Source organism: Bacillus sp. LBG-1-113, from assembly GCF_020708615.1.
Taxonomy (GTDB): Bacteria; Bacillota; Bacilli; order Bacillales; family Bacillaceae; genus Bacillus; species Bacillus mojavensis.
Genome location: NZ_JAJFDG010000006.1, coordinates 101,728 through 118,852 on the forward strand (window position 1 = coordinate 101,728; position 17,125 = coordinate 118,852).

Genomic DNA, 17,125 nt, shown 5'->3' on the forward strand with positions numbered 1-17,125 from the left:
TCAGTCATTATAGGAGGTGCTCCTCATGCCAAAACAAACATCAGGAAAATATGAAAAGATTTTGCAGGCGGCGATTGAAGTCATTTCTGAAAAGGGACTCGATAAGGCCTCCATCTCAGATATCGTAAAAAAAGCCGGGACTGCCCAAGGAACGTTTTATTTATATTTTTCATCCAAAAATGCTTTGATTCCGGCCATAGCGGAAAACCTTCTCACTCACACGCTAGAGCAAATCAAAGGAAGACTGAATGGCGAGGAAGATTTTTGGACCGTCTTACAAACCTTAATTGATGAGACGTTTCACATCACAGAGCGCCATAAAGATATTATTGTCCTCTGCTATTCGGGGCTTGCCATCGACCATTCCATGGAAAAATGGGAGACCATTTATCAGCCTTATTATTCCTGGCTGGAGAACATCATTAATATGGCGGTTGAAAGCCAAGATGTGATTGAAGGCATCAATGCAAAGTGGACGGCAAGAACCATCATCAATTTAGTTGAGAACACAGCAGAACGGTTTTATATCGGGTTTGAACAAGATGAAAATCTTGAAGTATCTAAAAAAGAAATTTTTACATTCTTAAAACGGAGCTTAGATAAAGCTTAAAAAATGACTGGGTGACACCGCTCATTTTTTAATTTCTAAAAATGACTGACGTTCATTCATAAAAAGAGGTGTTTATGTTGTATTGGATGCTTGTTTTAATAGCAGGGCTTCTAGAAGTGGTTTGGGCCTCCTCCCTCAAACATGCGGATACGCTTTTTGATTGGATCATCGTATTTCTATTAATAGCGATAAGCTTTATACTGTTAATCCGCTCTTATCGAAAAATCCCTATGGCCGCAGCGTATACTGTATTTGTCGGAATTGGAACGGTCGGAACCTACACGACCGGAATCTACTTAGGCGAATCCTTCTCAGCAGCGCAAATCTTCTTTTTAATGCTGCTGCTAGCCGGCATTTTAGGAATGAAGCTTTTCACAAAAGAAAGTAAAACTCAGCCGAGAGGTGAAAAATAATGGCGTGGTTTTTATTATTCATTGCGGGTATAGAAGAAATTATAGCTGCGATCGCCATGAAATATATAGACGGCACACAGAAAAAATGGCCCATTATTGTGATGACTGCCGGATTTGCTTTATCTTTTTACTGCCTTTCACAGGCCATGCAAATCCTGCCATCCGGTGTTGCTTATGCCGTTTGGACCGGTATAGGCAGCATAGGCGTAACAGCAGTCAGCCTGATTTGGTTTAAGGAACGGTTTCAGCTTTCTCAGCTGATTTCTCTTTGCCTGATCCTTGCCGGTGTCATCGGCCTGCGTCTTACGTCTTAATCATAAAAGGCATATACAGATAGCTGTATATGCCTTTTATCTTTTACTCATCATCTTGATGTTTATGAAGGTGAAGCGGCGGCGGGATCAGCCAGCCCTTGTTTTTCAGCAGCCTTAAGTATTTTGCTCCTGTTGCTGCCTTGCTCATATGAAATTGCCCAAACATCATGGCAATGTCTTCGCGGATCGACTGCCCCATAATTTTGCTGCATGTTACAAGACCCGCAGCATTCTGCGCCGCTGCAGATGCGGCCACATCCGGATCGAGAAACCGCGCGCCCGGCGGGATGTCGTTAAGATCTGCATCCGGCGGCTCAGGAGAAGCGGGCGGAAGCCCCACGCCGTTTTCTTTCAGGATATTGCTGACCTGTTTGATTTCATCTTGACACTTCTCAATGGACTCATGAAGCAGCTTCTTTAAGTCGGCATCACCAACATGATGCAATAACATCTGATAATTGCCGATCATTTTATTTCCCGCCATCACATAACTCCACAAGCTGAATACCTCACCATAATGCATCGGTTCTTCTTGCGGATTACCGCTTAAAATTCCCATTGTCATCCTCCTTAGCAAATTCAATACTGTTCATTTACCTACGATGCCCTGCAGGGGGAAAATTATGTATTTGCGAGAATGTTTTCTTGTACAACACAAAAAAGACAAGAGCGGCAATCGCCAAACCCTTGTCTTTCCTGTTGTTCTATTGGACGCGCTCGGAGGGATTCGAACCCCCGACAGACGTGGTACCGGAAACCATTAAAGAGCTTCTTAACATCTGTAAATTTGTTGGTTTCATTTTAAAGTTCCGTATTTCAACATTATTATAATTTATCCTTTAAATCAGCTATTAATTGTTGTCGAAATAAGGGTTCGGTAGTTATCTTTTGAAGAAATGGCTGGTAAACATGATCAATCCATAACATATCTAAACGATTCATGTCCTCAATAAAAAAGGCCAATGAGATGGAATCTGACGCAGTTTCTTTAAAAATAGCCGACGTCATAACAAATAAGGTAGAGCCGCCTTTATACCAAATACGATTCTCAGCTTGAGGGTTCGGCGGCCCTGTTATCTCATCTAATAATCCTTTTTCCACTTCACTTAAAAGGTCCCCAGTCCCCAGACGGTACATTAAGCTGGCGTAGTTTTCGCTGGATGAAGATGGAAGTTTCCTCGTGAACTCCTTTTGTATCTCAATATGATTAGCAGAAGAAAGTGAGGATATTAACGGAGCAGCTTTACCATGCACAAGGGCATCGAAAGTTTCCCCTGAAATATCCATGAAATATTTTTGCTTCATCTCTTTCATATAACCAGAGATTTCTTTCGTTTTTTTCTTTTTATATTTTTTCAGATAAGGAGCGACTAACATCGAAGAGTTTATGGAAAAAACAGGTGTGTGGTTATCAGGCAAATATTTATCAATTATTTTTTGGATATTGTCTTTTCCGACCCTTAAGTAAATATAATCGGTACATGCATTTGAACTGTATCTCATCATACCAATGAGTACTTCTTTCATCGTCACAGTTTGACCAATATTCTCTTTGCTCTTCCAATTATCGTGTGCTCCTCCGTCAGTATTCGGAATATAAAATTTATCTATTTCAATGATACTGACAGTATCATTGAAACTTATCTGATTTTTTCTGACCTCATGCACAAATGCCAGTAAAAAAAGGATTTTCACTGTGCTGGCTAAGGGAAACATCTTACTTCCATTATGATTTAATAGGATTTGATCGTTCTGTATAATAGTGAGTGAAAAGCGTTCAGGATGAGAAAACATAAAACGTGTCAAATCATCAACCGTTCTATTTCGATCCCTTCTTTTCAAAAATGCAGCTAAACCAAAAAACCCGAATAAAAAAACAGCTACTATCAATATTAAAACAATGAGGAACAAACTATTACCCCTTTCTTTGTTGCTGATTAAGTCCGCATGCCCCATGATTACATTGCCCATGAGGAGTTATTTTCCTTTTTGAGGCAATCAAATCATATATCCTATCGCTAACATGAAACAACTTAGCTAAGAGTAATATCATATACAATACCCATAGCGGAATAACCCGCTTGCTTATTTCGATAAAAGTATCTGCACCAGAGACGATGCTTTTTTCCAACGTCTTTCCATGCATCCGTTTTTCTAATTCATCTATACCCACCTCATCAATAATAGACGTTGTCCCATCACGAAAGGACTCGAAAACAATTAAATTGAGCCAGTCCGCCCTCTCGATACGTTTTTTTGTTTTTGTACATAACGGGCACCATGCATCATAGTATACAGTCATTTTCCAGTGGGCTTGAATTTTTCGCATTACTTTTTTCCTTACCATCCAATTAAGATTATGTTTTATTTGCTGATAAGTAGAAAATATGCGATTGTACTCCTTATCGGTAAAAATCACTAACTCAATCGCAATCATGACAATAGAAAATGAATATAATCCCATTCCAATTGCAATACCTAAATGCAGTAAACAAACCATTAAGACAGCAAGCCATTTTGTTTTTTTGTTTATAATTAGAAAAGGAAAAGCAATTTTTAATAACACACTAGAATAACAAATCACAACACTTAAATAGATGTGTTGACTGACTAACGACTCAAGAAAAGGCATCGCAACCGTTTTAACTTGTGATATATAGTATAAGGCTGTTCCATTATTCCAAGTTTCACCCATAATCTGATAAATAGCAGATGTGACATATACAATACTAACTTGCATAACACAAAACAAAACAACAAAGTACTGAATAATATTAGCGATAGTTTTCCTACAGTCAGTTATATAAGCCTCTTTTTTTCGCAACGCTGCATCTATAGAAAAATATTTTGTAGTATTCGCAAACAAGAGATAAAAAAGTGTAATTATCATTAAATTGTCGCCACCGTCTCCAATATATGAGAAACGAACATATAACGAATAGAACAAAACATAATTCAAGATTCCCATGAGCCGGCCTTTAAAACCAAGAGTAAATAGAATTGCTGACACAATGCCAACGTGATATACCGCATCAAAGTAATTTAAGGATGAAGTTACATTATACAATGAGTATGTAGTTGGTTTCATAACATTATGAAATGTATTAATACCATAATCGGAAAACAAGAAATGCCTTTGATTGTAATGGATTAAATAAAAATATAAAATGAGCAAACCAAATACGATGCGAAGCAAGCTCACCCCAATATAAAAACGTTCTTTTGAAAAATATTCGATAACTCTGTTAGTGATACTGTTATTCATAATATTGTTCCTCCACTCTCATTAAAAAAATGGAACCACTTTATTATTGAACGTTTTCCATTCAAATGTAGTGCTTTGTTCTAATTTCTCTTCTTTATCATTGTTATCTCGTAGAGAAAACGGAATCGGTTTCACTGTATCTATTCTTACTCTTATTCTTTTTATTGTTTTAGGATTGTAAATAGATTTAGCATACGAACTTGCATAACGATATACATTTTCCTCGCCAATTTTTTGACTCTTCTCTATTTCCTTTGTTATAGCTTTTACCTGTTTATCATTTTCATCTGCTTTTTTAACGTATTGAAAAATGACATCATCTTGATTCGTTCCAAAAATATCAGAAGAAAGTCCATCTATAATTCTAACAATTCGATTGTAAGGGGTTACGATTTTAGTGTGATTTTGGTCTTTTAAGGGGGTTGAAATGTCAATCCACTCGTTCTTCCCCCTCGCTTTTCCAGTATCAACCTCCATATATATATTTGTATTAGTTGTAATAGGGTCTGGCGCAAATAGGTGCCAGTTCTGTTGGAATAAAGTATTTGTATAACGATCAGAAACAGGTTTGACCGCAAGAGCTAACGGATTAGGGGGTAATACAGTAGAAAAAATTAAAAAGAAATGTGCAATGAAAGTAAATAATAAAATAAACAACAAACCGATAATTAAAGTTTTATTTTTTCTCATCAAAATCCCCTCTATTAAAAAAAGGGAGACTATAATAATCCCCCTTTCTTATCAATTATTTTTTGTCAAAGATAACATCCATATCTTGTACTTCTTCGTTTGAAGGTTTAGTTATACCTAACCCTCCATTGTCTAAAAACATATTCAAAGCTTTGCCTCCATAATGCTTTGCAGCTTCAGTCCCATAAACCCAGGCTTTTTGAGCTAAGTTTCCAATGCCTGCTGCATTAGCATCTTTGCCCTCCTGAGAGACATTTTCCAGTTCAACTTTTTTTGTCTCTAATGTTGCGGCTGAAGCTGAAGAATACATTACAGATCCCAGAATCCCAGTTCCAATAGTAACAGCTATAACAAATCTTTTAAGTTTCACAAAAATCCTCCTTTTATTTGTATTCAAATCCAATATTAGGAATAATTGTTTAATATGTCAAATCTTTAAAACTAATTTAAATGTGTAATTTTATAGGTATAAATAATCTCAATTTCTATGAATTTATTGAATTGATTCGTTTAATATAAATCTAAAGTGTAGTTTTTTTGACTATATTTTATATTCAGAATATAAATAATAAACTAAAATGGGTATTAAGAACTTTTTTATTCGGATATTAATTCCATATAATTGATATTCGTTAAAATAGTGCTATCAAATCATTACCTTTAGGATTTTCCATTTAATCAACGGTATGTTATATTTTACAGCGTATCGCAATACTCAGCTGAAACCATTAAGGTTATAAAGGAGATTTTAAATGAGGAAATCTAGTAATATCTGGGCAGTTGCAGTGATTATTGGGACAATCATTACCTTATTTTCATTCGTCTTCCTACGTGATACTGACTATTATGCTGTCCGGTGGGTAGGAGTCGTTATTATGGTTGTAGGATTTGTTTGTGGCCCGACCTACATAGCACCAAAAAATAAAAATAATCGTAAAAAAGATACCCAGTAGGTTGATCTTAGCCCTGTCAAGTAGACAGTTATAAATAACCTAAGTAACCAGTCTATTATGTTAGTCTACCAAAGTACATTAGTTGCTTAGGTTTTTCTGGAATCGTTGATGATAGAACTGAATGATCTTTAAGGTTCTTATGTAGCTCTTTTTCAGTTTGGCATGAGGAAAACTATGGTGTGAGGAAAAACGATTCGATACACTAACCAGACAGTTATCCTTATAAGAATGACTGAAGGGTTCGAATGGAGATTTGCCACCTTGCCATTCGAACCCTTTGAGTCTTGCACCATAGTATCCTTATCTTGACACATTAACGAAACTAAACAGACATATAATCGGAACGCTTTTAACGTAGTCTTAGGTTATCCTATAAAAAAGTTGTCTGACTTTATTCTTTCCAAAAGATAACGGCGTATTTTATTCCAATTTTTGAGCTGGGTTGACCTCCGTATCCTTAGGGCTTTAGTTTCCTTCCCCAAGCAAGTTGACGGCTTTTAAAAATATTGTCCTTTTTGCGCCATAAAAAATCACCTCCAAGTTTAACAGCCACTGCAGAAAAGTGAGTTGCTAATTAGAAGGAACAATCAGGTTGCCGGGTTTTATTTTTTTGATATTATACTTATTTAAACCTTTTCCCCTTTTTTGTATAAAAAATGATTTCGAGCATTAAATAAGCAGCATCAAGGACATTAGAGTTGCACGCACTCTATAACATCCGCTGGAGGTTTTTCACACATCAGAAAGTTCTTATTCTTTTATTTATATAGAGAGAGGGAACAGGATCCTTAGTTTTTCATTACTCTTCACACAAAAAAGACAAGAGCGGCAATCGCCAAACCCTTGTCTTTCCTGTTGTTCTATTGGACGCGCTCGGAGGGATTCGAACCCCCGACAGACGTGGTACCGGAAACCACCGCTCTATCCAACTGAGCTACGAGCGCATATTGACATATTTTCACTGCGTGATGATAACGTCAGCATAACTCATTATACGGCATTTCAGCTAAAAAAACAACCCTCTATTTGAAAGGGCTGTTTTTTTAAGAAGACACATCATCTTCTTTCAGAACCTCACATACGATGGTTTGAACCGTTGTATTTTTGGGGAAAATGGGAAAAAGAGAAGAGTTTGCATGTCAAGCCAGCTTTTTGTTTGACCTTTATTGACCAAAAATGTATCATGTAACTACATACTTACCTAAAAGGTGAAGGAGGAGCATTATGAATTTAATACCTACAGTCATTGAACAAACGAACCGCGGGGAAAGAGCGTATGACATTTATTCTCGTTTATTAAAGGATCGTATCATCATGCTTGGATCTGCGATTGATGACAACGTTGCGAACTCCATCGTGTCACAGCTTTTATTCTTAGAAGCAGAAGACCCTGAAAAAGATATTTCTATTTACATCAACAGCCCGGGCGGCTCTATCACAGCCGGTATGGCGATTTATGATACCATGCAGTTTATTAAGCCGAAGGTATCTACAATTTGTATCGGTATGGCTGCATCAATGGGTGCGTTCCTGCTTGCTGCCGGAGAAAAAGGCAAACGCTATGCGCTTCCTAACAGTGAAGTTATGATTCACCAGCCACTTGGCGGAGCGCAAGGTCAGGCAACAGAAATTGAAATTGCTGCGAAACGCATTCTCTTGCTTCGCGACAAATTAAACAAAGTGCTTGCTGAACGTACAGGCCAGCCGCTTGAAGTCATTGAGCGCGATACTGACCGCGATAACTTCAAATCAGCCGAAGAAGCAATGGAATACGGCTTGATTGATAAGGTTTTGACACGCAACACAGATGAGCAAAAGTAATACTGCGACCTGCAAGAGACATGTCTCTTGCAGGTTTTTTCATGCTAAAGGAATTTTCTTACTGACAAGTGAACATACATACAAAACATCTGAAATGCAGCCGCTTTCTCCTCCTTTCACTTTTGAACACTATTGATTCTATACGACTTCCACTCTTCATTAAGCATATCAAATGACAAATCGCAAGTTTGCGTGACAATCAAATCAGCATCATGCATTGATTGTTCATGGCCGACTCCAACCGCAAACATCCCGGCAGATTTAATGGCGGCAATACCCGCTTCAGCGTCTTCTATTGCCGCACAATCAGCCGGAGAGACGCCAAGCAGCGCTGCGGCGGTTAAAAATATTTCGGGATCAGGTTTCCCGTTCGCAAGAGCCGTCGGGTCAACAATCGCATGAAAATCGTTAATAATCTCTAAACGTTTTAAAACCTCGGGGGCATTGCGGCTTGAAGATGCTAACCCGATTTTTATCTTTTCGCCTTTTAATTCACAAAGAAGCCTGCCGATTCCAGGCAAAAGATCTTCCGGCGTCAATTTGCTGATCAACGTTTGATAATATTTGTTTTTTTGATGCAGGAGATCTTGCTTCTCCGCCTTTGTATATTTTGCTTCCGCACCGCTCCTGATCAGTATGTTTTCAAGCGACTTTTCTCTGCTGATTCCTTTGAGGCTTTCATTCACACTTCGGTCAAAGGGAATACCAATTTGTTCTGCGATGTGCCTCCAAGCGAGAAAATGATATTCAGCAGTATCTGTTATCACTCCGTCTAAATCAAAAATGACTGCTTTCATATGCTGATGCCCATCACAGCTTCATAAGGTGCGAGGCAAATGCTCTTCAAGTCAGCCCGCTCCTGCGAATAGTTGGAAATGAGCACTTTCCAACGCTCATGAATCAGTTCCTGAGGCAATTCGAACAGCGCCTTGTCTTCCGACAAATTCACAACGACGAGGAGCTTTTCCCCTTGATATTCACGGATGTAAGAGAAGACTTGCGGGTCATCCTCCAGCAGCAGCTGATAATCTCCATCTATTAAGATCTTATATTGCTTTCGTAATTGAATGAGCTTCTGGTAATAGTAGAAAATCGAATCTAGATCGTCCAAGGACTCCTTCACATTGATTTCATGATAGCGGGGATTTACCGCTATCCAAGGGTCTCCAACTGTGAATCCCGCATGTTTTCCGGCATCCCATTGCATCGGTGTTCTCGCGTGATCCCTTCCTTTTGTCGTTACAGCTTTTAGAAAATCTTTTTCTGACATCGTTTTGTTTTCAACGACTAATTCACGATATGCATTTTTTATTTCAAGATCGTCATACATTTCCAGCGGCATATCACTGTTGACCATCCCGATTTCTTCTCCTTGGTAAATAAACGGGGTTCCTTTCATACCGTGGAGCACCGTTGCAAATGCCTTTGCACACAGCTTTCGCAGCTCGCCGTCATTGCCCCAGCGGGATATGACCCTTGGCTGATCATGGTTTTCAAGATACAGGGTATTCCAGCCGACATTCATTAACGCGTTCTGCCACCTTGTCATTGTCTTTTTTAAAGCGATCAGATCAAACGGCTTGATCTGCCATTTCCCATTTGGCGAATGTGGTTCCGTATCAATATCCATATGTTCAAACGTAAAGATCATATTCAGCTCATGTCTGGTTTCATCCGTATACTTTTTTGCCTCTTCTGTATCGGAACCGTTTGCCTCTCCCACCGTCATGCAATCGTAATGAGACAGCACTTCCCGGTTCATCTCTTGAATAAACTCATGCAGGCGGGGACCGTTTGAATGATAGCGGCCGACGATATAGCGGCGGCTGTCATCTGTTTCGTAGTCCGGAAAATCGATGTATTTCGAAATGGAGCCGATCACATCCATGCGCCAGCCGTCAACGCCTTTATCCATCCAGAACCTCATCAAATCATAAACTTCCCGGCGTACCGCTTCATTTTCCCAGTTTAAATCAGGCTGCTTTTTCGAAAAGTAGTGCAAATAATACTGCCCTGTTCCTTCATCAAATGTCCACGCCGGGCCCGAGAAGATCGACCCCCAATTGTTCGGCTCTGAGCCGTCCGGTTTTGGATTTTTCCAATAATAATAATCCCGGTAAGGATTGTCCTTTGACTTGCGGCTTTCAGCAAACCAGGCATGCTCATCTGACGTGTGGTTCACGACCAAATCCATGATGATTTTCATACCGCGCTGATGCACTTCATCAATTAACTGAAACATATCATCATTTGTCCCAAATTTTTCGTACATGTTTCTGTAGTCGCTGATGTCATATCCGTTATCATCCTGCGGGGAATCAAACACCGGGGAGAGCCAGATCACATCCGCCCCGAGATGTTTGATGTAATCCAGCTTTTGAATCACGCCTTGCAAATCCCCGAATCCATCTCCATTGGAATCATAAAAACTGCGCGGGTAAATTTGATAAACAACAGCTTCTTTCCACCATTCACTCATCAGGCGTTCTCCTTTCATATCGTTCATTTAGCACAACCGGCTCCTCATAAACTTTCATGTGCAGCGGCTCGCCTTTTAAAAGTTCAAAGATGGCGCTTTTTTCGTCAACCGTAACATTGATTAAGCGATGTCGATAATTGATTTTGAACGAATATCCATCCCAATCTTTCGGCAAAAACGGAGCAAATGACAGCGTCTCATTCGTGACGCGCATGCCGGCAAAGCCCTGAACGATCGCGAGCCAGCTCCCCGTCATTGATGTAATATGCAGGCCTTCTTCCGTGTCATGATTGTAATTGTCAAGGTCAAGCCTTGCTGTACGCTTACATAATTCAAGCGCTTTCTTTTCGATCTTAAGTTCGGCTGCGAGAACCGCATGGACAGAGGGCGACAGGCTTGATTCATGAACAGTCATTGGTTCATAAAATTCAAAGTTTCGCCGTTTTTCTTCCATTGTAAAACGGTCATGAAAAAGATAAATGCCTTGAAGCACATCTGCCTGCTTAATAAAATTCGAGCGGAGAATCTTGTCCCAGGACCAATTCTGATAAAGGGGCCGCTCAGCTGGATCTAATTCGTCCGCTGATTGCAGGTCTTTATCCAAGAATGTGTCATGCTGAATGAAAATTTGCAGGTCTTCACTATACGGATAGTACATGTGCTGAATGATATTTCTCCAGACCTTCAGTTCTTCTTCCTGCACATCGAGCAGGCGGCGTTTTTCCGCTGAAATGCTTTCAAGATTTTCTAATGTATACTCCAGCGTCCAAGCCGCAATGACATTTGTATACCAATTGTTGTTGACATTGTTTTCGTATTCATTCGGCCCTGTGACGCCGTGGATCATATATTTGTTTTTTCGTTTTGAGAAGTGAACGCGGTCCGCCCAAAACCTGCTGACACCAACAAGAACGTCTATCCCGTATTCTTTCATATAGTCGTTGTCGCCTGTATATTGGATATAATTATAGATCGCATAGCAAATCGCGCCATTGCGGTGAATTTCTTCAAAGGTGATCTCCCATTCGTTGTGGCATTCATCACCTGTGAACGTCACCATCGGGTAAAGTGCCCCCTTCAATCCCAATTTAGCGGCATTTCGTTTGGCAGCCTCCAGATGGTGATAACGGTATAAAAGCAGGTGTTTCGTCACTTCCGGATCGGCAGCAGCCAAATACATCGGCACGGCATATGCCTCAGTATCCCAATATGCGGCGCCTCCGTATTTTTCGCCTGTAAATCCTTTCGGCCCGATATTCAAACGGGCATCGCCCCCGTAGTATGTCGAGAATAACTGAAAGATATTGTAGCGGATTCCTTGCTGAAGTTCCTCATCTCCTTTAATCTCTATGTCTGCTTTTGCCCATCTTTCCTTCCATTGATCAGTGTGCCTTTGTCTTGCTTCATCATATCCGTTCTCTAGAACATCCGCCAAAAGCTCCTTGCCTTTCGATAAAAGCTCTTCCTCCCGAACATCACGGGAAGTCGTGACAATAATAAACTTTTTCAAAGAAGCCTTCGTTTGGTAGCTGTAGCGATTCTCAGCATACATACCAGCTGTTTGAAAGCTTTCACTGACAAAGCCTTCTGTCACGTTTGCCATTGCTGCCGAAACAGTAAAACGCGGTGTTCCAAATGGATTTTCAATCGTTTTTGTGATGACATGGCCGCAGTGAGAATCAGCCCCTTTCGCTTCTTCCTGCCAAAAATGTTCCTGGTAATTAGAATCTTCATTTGCGACATTTCCATCTAGGTAAGGAACAAGCGTAATGACAGCTTCTCCCGTCAGGCACTCCGCTTCGTAATGAATCGCACAAAGCTCTTTAACGGCAAGGCTAAGAAATCGCTCAGATCTGATTCTGACGGTTTTATCCTGAATGCGGACAACAGCGCTACGCCGCAGAATCCCCTCTTTCATATTAAGTTCTAACTCAAATGATTCGATTTGGTTTTGATAGAGATCGACTTTTTCACCATCAATATATAAGTCTATGCCAATAAAATTCTTCGCATTGATCACTTTTCCGAAATACTCCGGATACCCGTTTTTCCACCAGCCTACCCGCGTTTTGTCAGGGAACCACACGCCTGCGATATATGTGCCTTGATGGCTGTCACCTGAATAGCCTTCTTCAAAATTCCCTCTGACACCCATATAGCCGTTGGCAAGAGAAGTCAGGCTTTCCTGCAGCCGCATATGTTCCTTTTGAAAATGATTTGTTTTGATTTGCCATTCATCAATCTCGAATAACCGCTGATTTATCATAATTTCCTCCTGAATGTAAGTTTCCATTATAACGGCGGGTTTTGGTCAAATATCTAAATGCAAAAGAGATCATCAAGGTGACGCCACAAGAATGGATCATCAATACAGTGATCAAGTCAAAATGAACCATACCGACAGCAGCTGCCACAAAGGCTGGCAGTGCTGATGCGCAAATCGCTATAGATGCCGCTTCCTTAACTGACGCAATTGAGATCATGTTTGATAATTTTGTGATCCACATGCCTCCCGCAAGAACAGCCGTCAAAAAAAACTGGATCATAAAAATCACCGCATATGCCAGCATCATGATCATCGGCTTATACTGTGACAGCCACCATTTATTGATAAAACGCTCTACATCATGGGTGTTTGGATTCTTAAGCTTAGCGTCCATTTTCGCATAGCGAACAGAAAACCCCGCCCCATTTTGATCGGTGATGATCAGATGATCAGACTGAAATATAATTGCGTTATCATATCCAGCCACTTTCAAACGTCCATTTTCACCGCTCGTCTTAAACTCATGCTTCATATCAACCGCCAGCAAATTCTGTCCATCTTCAATCCGATCAGAGCTTTTCCCGCCTGTCAATTTTCCGTTTTTGATTTGAAAGCCTTGTAATTGATCAGCAAATCGATCATTGACCTTTTGAATAGCTGACGGCATGAAGGATTGAACGTTAAAGCGATCCATTTTCATAAACGAAACCGTCAACGGCGCCATCAAACAGGCCGTTAAAAACATAAAGAGAAAAGAGAGCTGCAGCCAGCTGAATGTATTCCTATAACGGCAAACACCTGACGGAGATGCGGCCGCTTTCAGGCAGCGAATCATAAAGTTTTCATTTTGCAGATTCTTCATCGAACTACCCCTTTGTTCCGCCGGCTGTCAGCCCGGACACAAAGTTCTTTTGGAGAAAAAAGAACAAGACGCATATCGGCAGTGCGGCAAGTATCGCTCCGGCCGCAAACAGGGCGACTTTTTGCTGTTGCGGGTTTGAAATGAATGATTGCAGCCCCACAGCGATGGTCAGCCTTTCCGGTGCGCGAAGCAAAAACTTCGCCAGCAAATAGTCGCCAAACGGGGCCATAAAAGCCCAAAGCGCTTGTACCGCAAGCATCGGCTTAACAAGCGGCAAAACAATTGATGCGAAAATCCTCAGATGTCCCGCACCATCAATTCGCGCTGCTTCATCAATTTCTCTCGGCACAGTATCAAAATAACCTTTCATCAGCCATGTGTTCATCGGAATTCCGCCGCCGATATAAATCGCTGTCAAAAACCAGTATTGATCGAGGGCGCCTATCAGCATGGCCAGGACGTAAAAAGCAGTCAGCGCTGCCATCGTCGGCACCATTTGAATGATTAAAAAGAATACCAGGCTCTTTTTTCTGCCTGAGAACCGATAGCGGCTGTACGTATACCCGGCGAGTGTCACAATCGTAACCTGCAATACCATGACCGATAGCGCAATGACAATTGTATTGCTGTACCAATGAAGATAAAGCGTCTCGTCAAATAGCCGCTTAAAATGGTCCAAAGTCCAAGAACCCGAAAAATCAAGCTGAAAAGCCGCCACATTCCCCACACGGAAAGCGGATGTTGCCGTAATCAGCAGCGGATATAGAATGACGATACTTAAAAGCGTCAAAAATAAATAGGTACAGATTATATTGAGCATTCTGGCAGTTCTCGCCTTCACCTACATAACCTCCTCATTGCCAAAGGCATTCGATTTTTTAAAAGCAATCAGAGAAATTCCTATGACAATGAAAGAAATTAACAATGTAACAGCCGCCGCAACAGAATATTGCGGTGATGTGCCTGTTGTCAGTTTATAAATCCAAGAGATTAAAATATCGGTCGACCCGGCGCCTGCTCCCGCGCTGCCCGGTCCTCCCTCATTAAATAAGTAGATGATCGAGAAATTATTAAAATTAAATGTATACTGGGTAATCATCACAGGCGCTGTCGCAAATAAAATCATCGGGAATGTAATATGTTGAAAACGTTGAAAAAAAGTGGCCCCGTCAATCTTTGCCGCTTCATACAGTTCACCTGGAATCGCTTGAAGCACGCCCGTTACCATAACATAAATATAAGGAAAACCGAGCCAGGTCTGAATCATAATGAGAGCCGTCTTCGTCCAGAAAGGATCGGTCTTCCACGCGATCGCCGGCAGCTCTACAAACGGCAGGTGATTTAATAATGGAATCACCTGTGCATTCATCGCCCCTACGCTGTCGTTAAACATGTTGGAAAAACTCATGATTGTAATAAAAGCCGGAACAGCCCACGGAAATAAGAAGATCATTCGATATATCCGCTTGCCTTTTATAAAATCCTGATTGACGAAAAGAGCCGTCACAATACCCAAAATGATTTGCAGCGTTGTCGCACAGATTGTCCAGATGATTGTCCAGCCCAGTACATTCACAAATGTTTCACGATAGGAGCCAAGGAGAAAAATATTCAAGAAATTCTTAAAACCGACCCAGTCAATCAGACTATTAGGCGGAATATGATAAAAATCATAGTTTGTTAATGCAACAAACAGAGTCACCAAAACCGGAAAAATAATCACAAACACCATCATGATATATGCCGGCAGTGTAAATAAATATGGAAACCCTTTATCTCCTGCATGACAGATCATGTCCCTGGCTGTTGTATTGACCTTCAAACCCGCCGCTTTCATAGCGGCGGTCTTACGCGAATCATAAATATTAAAGATATAGAACATGAGGAACATCAGCGTCACGATCAATTGCAGTGTGCCTTCAATCAGCATAAACAGTGAGTGGTCTTTACCGGGAACACTCCCCAATGTAATCAATCCGGTTAGCGCCTGAATACCGAAAACGCATAATTCAAAAACAAACAAACCTGTGATGACCAGAAACAAGATCCCCTTTGAAAACTGATGATTCGCAAATTGCCCAAGCCCTGGAATGATCGATAAAAGCCCTGCCTTTCGTTTTTGCTTTGCATGTGTGTGGTGTTGATTCATTTTTTTCGCCCTCTATTCTTCCGGACGCTACCCCGCCGTTTTATTTCACATACTTTTCTTTTATATTTTCCTTCATGACGTTTACAGCATCATCCGCTGATTGTTGTGCTGCTTTTTTTCCTGTAGCTGCATCAAAAATCAAACTTTCCGCTCCTGTCCATACCTCAGCCATTTCCGGAATATTTGGAGTTGGTGTCGCTGTTTCATATTGTGTAATCACAGCTGACGTCAGCTCATTTTTTTGCTCATCCGCTTTCTTCCTTGCAGCTGTGTTGGCCGGAACTTCGTTTGTATCGTCATAAAAAACGTAGGCATTGGCATCATTTGTAGCATACTCAAGCCACTTTTCAGCCAGTTCGGGTTCTTTTGTATATTTTGAAGCAACCCAGCCCTTGCCGCCGGCAAAAGGGGCGTATTCTTCTCCGTTTGGCAATGTCGGAATAGGAGCCGCTCCGTAGTTCAATTTAGCCTCTTTATAGTTGGCAGCTGACCAAGGTCCGCCGATGATAGCAGCCGCTTTGCCATCTAAAAACATCTGCTGAATAAAATCATCTGCGCTTGAATTGTCTTGCATGCCTTTTGGCCAATAGGTTTTAAACCATCTCTCCGCATATTTCACAGCTTCTACTGCCCCTTTATTGTTCAGGCCGATATCCCCGGAATCTGTGCCGTTTTTCCCAAACACGTATCCGCCGTAACCCGCCAATAAACCGTATGACATATAAAAGTCAGTCCATTTCGCTAAAAATCCGGTTGATTTTCCTTTTTCTGAAGCAAACGCAAAGCGGGAATCCTTTGCTAATTTTTCAAGGTCTTTAAATGTTTTTGGTGCTGTTTTTAAAAGATCCTTGTTGTAGTATAAAACAAGTGTTTCAATGACCAGCGGCATTCCATACACCTTACCGTCAACCGTCACCTGCTGCATTTCTTTATCGCCGAAACTTTTTGTATGAGATGGCTTAATGTCTAGCAAATGTCCCTGCTGGCCCAAACCGCCGATCCGGTCGTACGCTGCAAGCATCACATCAGGTGCATTCCCCGCCGGACCATCGAGAGGAAGCGCTTCCAATTGATCGAACATTTGCTTTTCAACAATTTTTATTGTGACATCATTCTCTTTTTCAAACTTTGCTTTGATGCTTTCAATGTATTTTTTATAGGTTTCTTCAACAGACACAGTCAGTACCTTTTTGCCGTCAGAGCTTGCCGGATCTTTTGAACTTGAGCAGGCGGCAAGGCCGAATGTCAGGACTGATGCTGCCAATAAGGCGAAGGCCTTTTTAAAAACTACCATCTCTTTTCC

At 40.9% G+C, this 17,125-nt stretch carries 16 protein-coding genes and 1 tRNA gene; 4 read left to right on the top strand and 13 right to left on the bottom strand.

What is annotated here, in order from left to right; genetic code table 11:
* Positions 1-25: 25 nt before the first annotated feature.
* From LJF29_RS15100 to LJF29_RS15110, 3 genes are all read left to right on the top strand, one after another.
* Positions 26-610: a TetR family transcriptional regulator gene (locus LJF29_RS15100; RefSeq protein ID WP_229149346.1), complete on the top strand. Its 585-nt coding sequence runs from the start codon at positions 26-28 to the stop codon at positions 608-610.
* Positions 611-687: 77 nt separating this feature from the next.
* A complete protein-coding gene (locus LJF29_RS15105) occupies positions 688-1,023 on the top strand; it encodes a DMT family transporter (protein WP_010331974.1) in 336 nt (111 codons plus the stop codon).
* Positions 1,023-1,337, top strand: coding sequence for a DMT family transporter (locus tag LJF29_RS15110; RefSeq protein ID WP_229149348.1), 315 nt, complete (start codon positions 1,023-1,025; stop codon positions 1,335-1,337). Before LJF29_RS15105 ends, LJF29_RS15110 begins: the two co-directional genes overlap by 1 nt.
* 43 nt (positions 1,338-1,380) lie before the next feature.
* On the opposite strand, the gene LJF29_RS15115 is transcribed toward LJF29_RS15110, so the two are convergent.
* From LJF29_RS15115 to LJF29_RS15140, 6 genes are all read right to left on the bottom strand, one after another.
* The gene (locus tag LJF29_RS15115) at positions 1,381-1,896 is read right to left on the bottom strand and encodes a DUF3231 family protein (RefSeq protein WP_229149350.1); all 516 of its coding nucleotides are present in this window, start codon (positions 1,894-1,896) and stop codon (positions 1,381-1,383) included.
* Positions 1,897-2,162: 266 nt separating this feature from the next.
* Positions 2,163-3,308, bottom strand: a complete 1,146-nt coding sequence (locus tag LJF29_RS15120; RefSeq protein WP_229149352.1) for a serine hydrolase — start codon at positions 3,306-3,308, stop codon at positions 2,163-2,165.
* Entirely contained in the window at positions 3,253-4,602 is a 1,350-nt protein-coding gene (locus tag LJF29_RS15125; RefSeq protein ID WP_229149353.1) for a DCC1-like thiol-disulfide oxidoreductase family protein, read from the bottom strand. Before LJF29_RS15125 ends, LJF29_RS15120 begins: the two co-directional genes overlap by 56 nt.
* 21 nt (positions 4,603-4,623) lie before the next feature.
* A complete protein-coding gene (locus LJF29_RS15130; protein ID WP_229149355.1) occupies positions 4,624-5,292 on the bottom strand; it encodes a DUF5819 family protein in 669 nt (222 codons plus the stop codon).
* A gap of 55 nt (positions 5,293-5,347) precedes the next feature.
* Complete coding sequence (locus tag LJF29_RS15135; RefSeq protein ID WP_229149357.1) at positions 5,348-5,662, bottom strand: hypothetical protein; 315 nt, start codon at positions 5,660-5,662, stop codon at positions 5,348-5,350.
* Positions 5,663-7,113: 1,451 nt separating this feature from the next.
* Positions 7,114-7,189, bottom strand: a tRNA-Arg gene (locus tag LJF29_RS15140).
* Between the two features lie 280 nt (positions 7,190-7,469).
* Here LJF29_RS15140 and clpP point away from each other — a divergent pair.
* Positions 7,470-8,066, top strand: coding sequence for an ATP-dependent Clp endopeptidase proteolytic subunit ClpP (gene clpP / locus LJF29_RS15145; RefSeq protein WP_229149359.1), 597 nt, complete (start codon positions 7,470-7,472; stop codon positions 8,064-8,066).
* A 116-nt stretch (positions 8,067-8,182) separates the two neighbouring features.
* Here clpP and pgmB read toward each other — a convergent pair whose 3' ends face one another.
* Genes pgmB through LJF29_RS15180 form a run of 7 tightly spaced genes read right to left on the bottom strand, consistent with a single transcriptional unit; the run spans position 8,183 to position 17,116 of the window.
* Positions 8,183-8,863 carry a beta-phosphoglucomutase gene (gene pgmB / locus LJF29_RS15150; RefSeq protein WP_229149360.1) on the bottom strand — a complete coding sequence of 227 codons (681 nt, stop codon included), beginning with the start codon at positions 8,861-8,863 and terminating at the stop codon, positions 8,183-8,185.
* Complete coding sequence (locus LJF29_RS15155) at positions 8,860-10,545, bottom strand: glycoside hydrolase family 13 protein (RefSeq protein ID WP_229149365.1); 1,686 nt, start codon at positions 10,543-10,545, stop codon at positions 8,860-8,862. Before LJF29_RS15155 ends, pgmB begins: the two co-directional genes overlap by 4 nt.
* The gene (locus LJF29_RS15160; protein WP_229149366.1) at positions 10,538-12,811 is read right to left on the bottom strand and encodes a glycoside hydrolase family 65 protein; all 2,274 of its coding nucleotides are present in this window, start codon (positions 12,809-12,811) and stop codon (positions 10,538-10,540) included. The genes LJF29_RS15155 and LJF29_RS15160 overlap by 8 nt, the downstream gene beginning before the upstream one ends.
* Positions 12,783-13,673, bottom strand: a complete 891-nt coding sequence (locus LJF29_RS15165) for a DUF1189 domain-containing protein (RefSeq protein ID WP_229149368.1) — start codon at positions 13,671-13,673, stop codon at positions 12,783-12,785. Before LJF29_RS15165 ends, LJF29_RS15160 begins: the two co-directional genes overlap by 29 nt.
* A 4-nt stretch (positions 13,674-13,677) precedes the next feature.
* On the bottom strand, positions 13,678-14,514 hold the full coding sequence (mdxG, locus tag LJF29_RS15170; RefSeq protein WP_229149369.1) for a maltodextrin ABC transporter permease MdxG: 837 nt from the start codon (positions 14,512-14,514) through the stop codon (positions 13,678-13,680).
* Positions 14,515-15,822, bottom strand: a complete 1,308-nt coding sequence (gene mdxF / locus LJF29_RS15175; protein WP_229149372.1) for a maltodextrin ABC transporter permease MdxF — start codon at positions 15,820-15,822, stop codon at positions 14,515-14,517.
* Positions 15,823-15,862: 40 nt separating this feature from the next.
* Entirely contained in the window at positions 15,863-17,116 is a 1,254-nt protein-coding gene (locus LJF29_RS15180) for a maltodextrin ABC transporter substrate-binding protein (RefSeq protein ID WP_229149373.1), read from the bottom strand.
* Positions 17,117-17,125 lie beyond the last annotated feature (9 nt).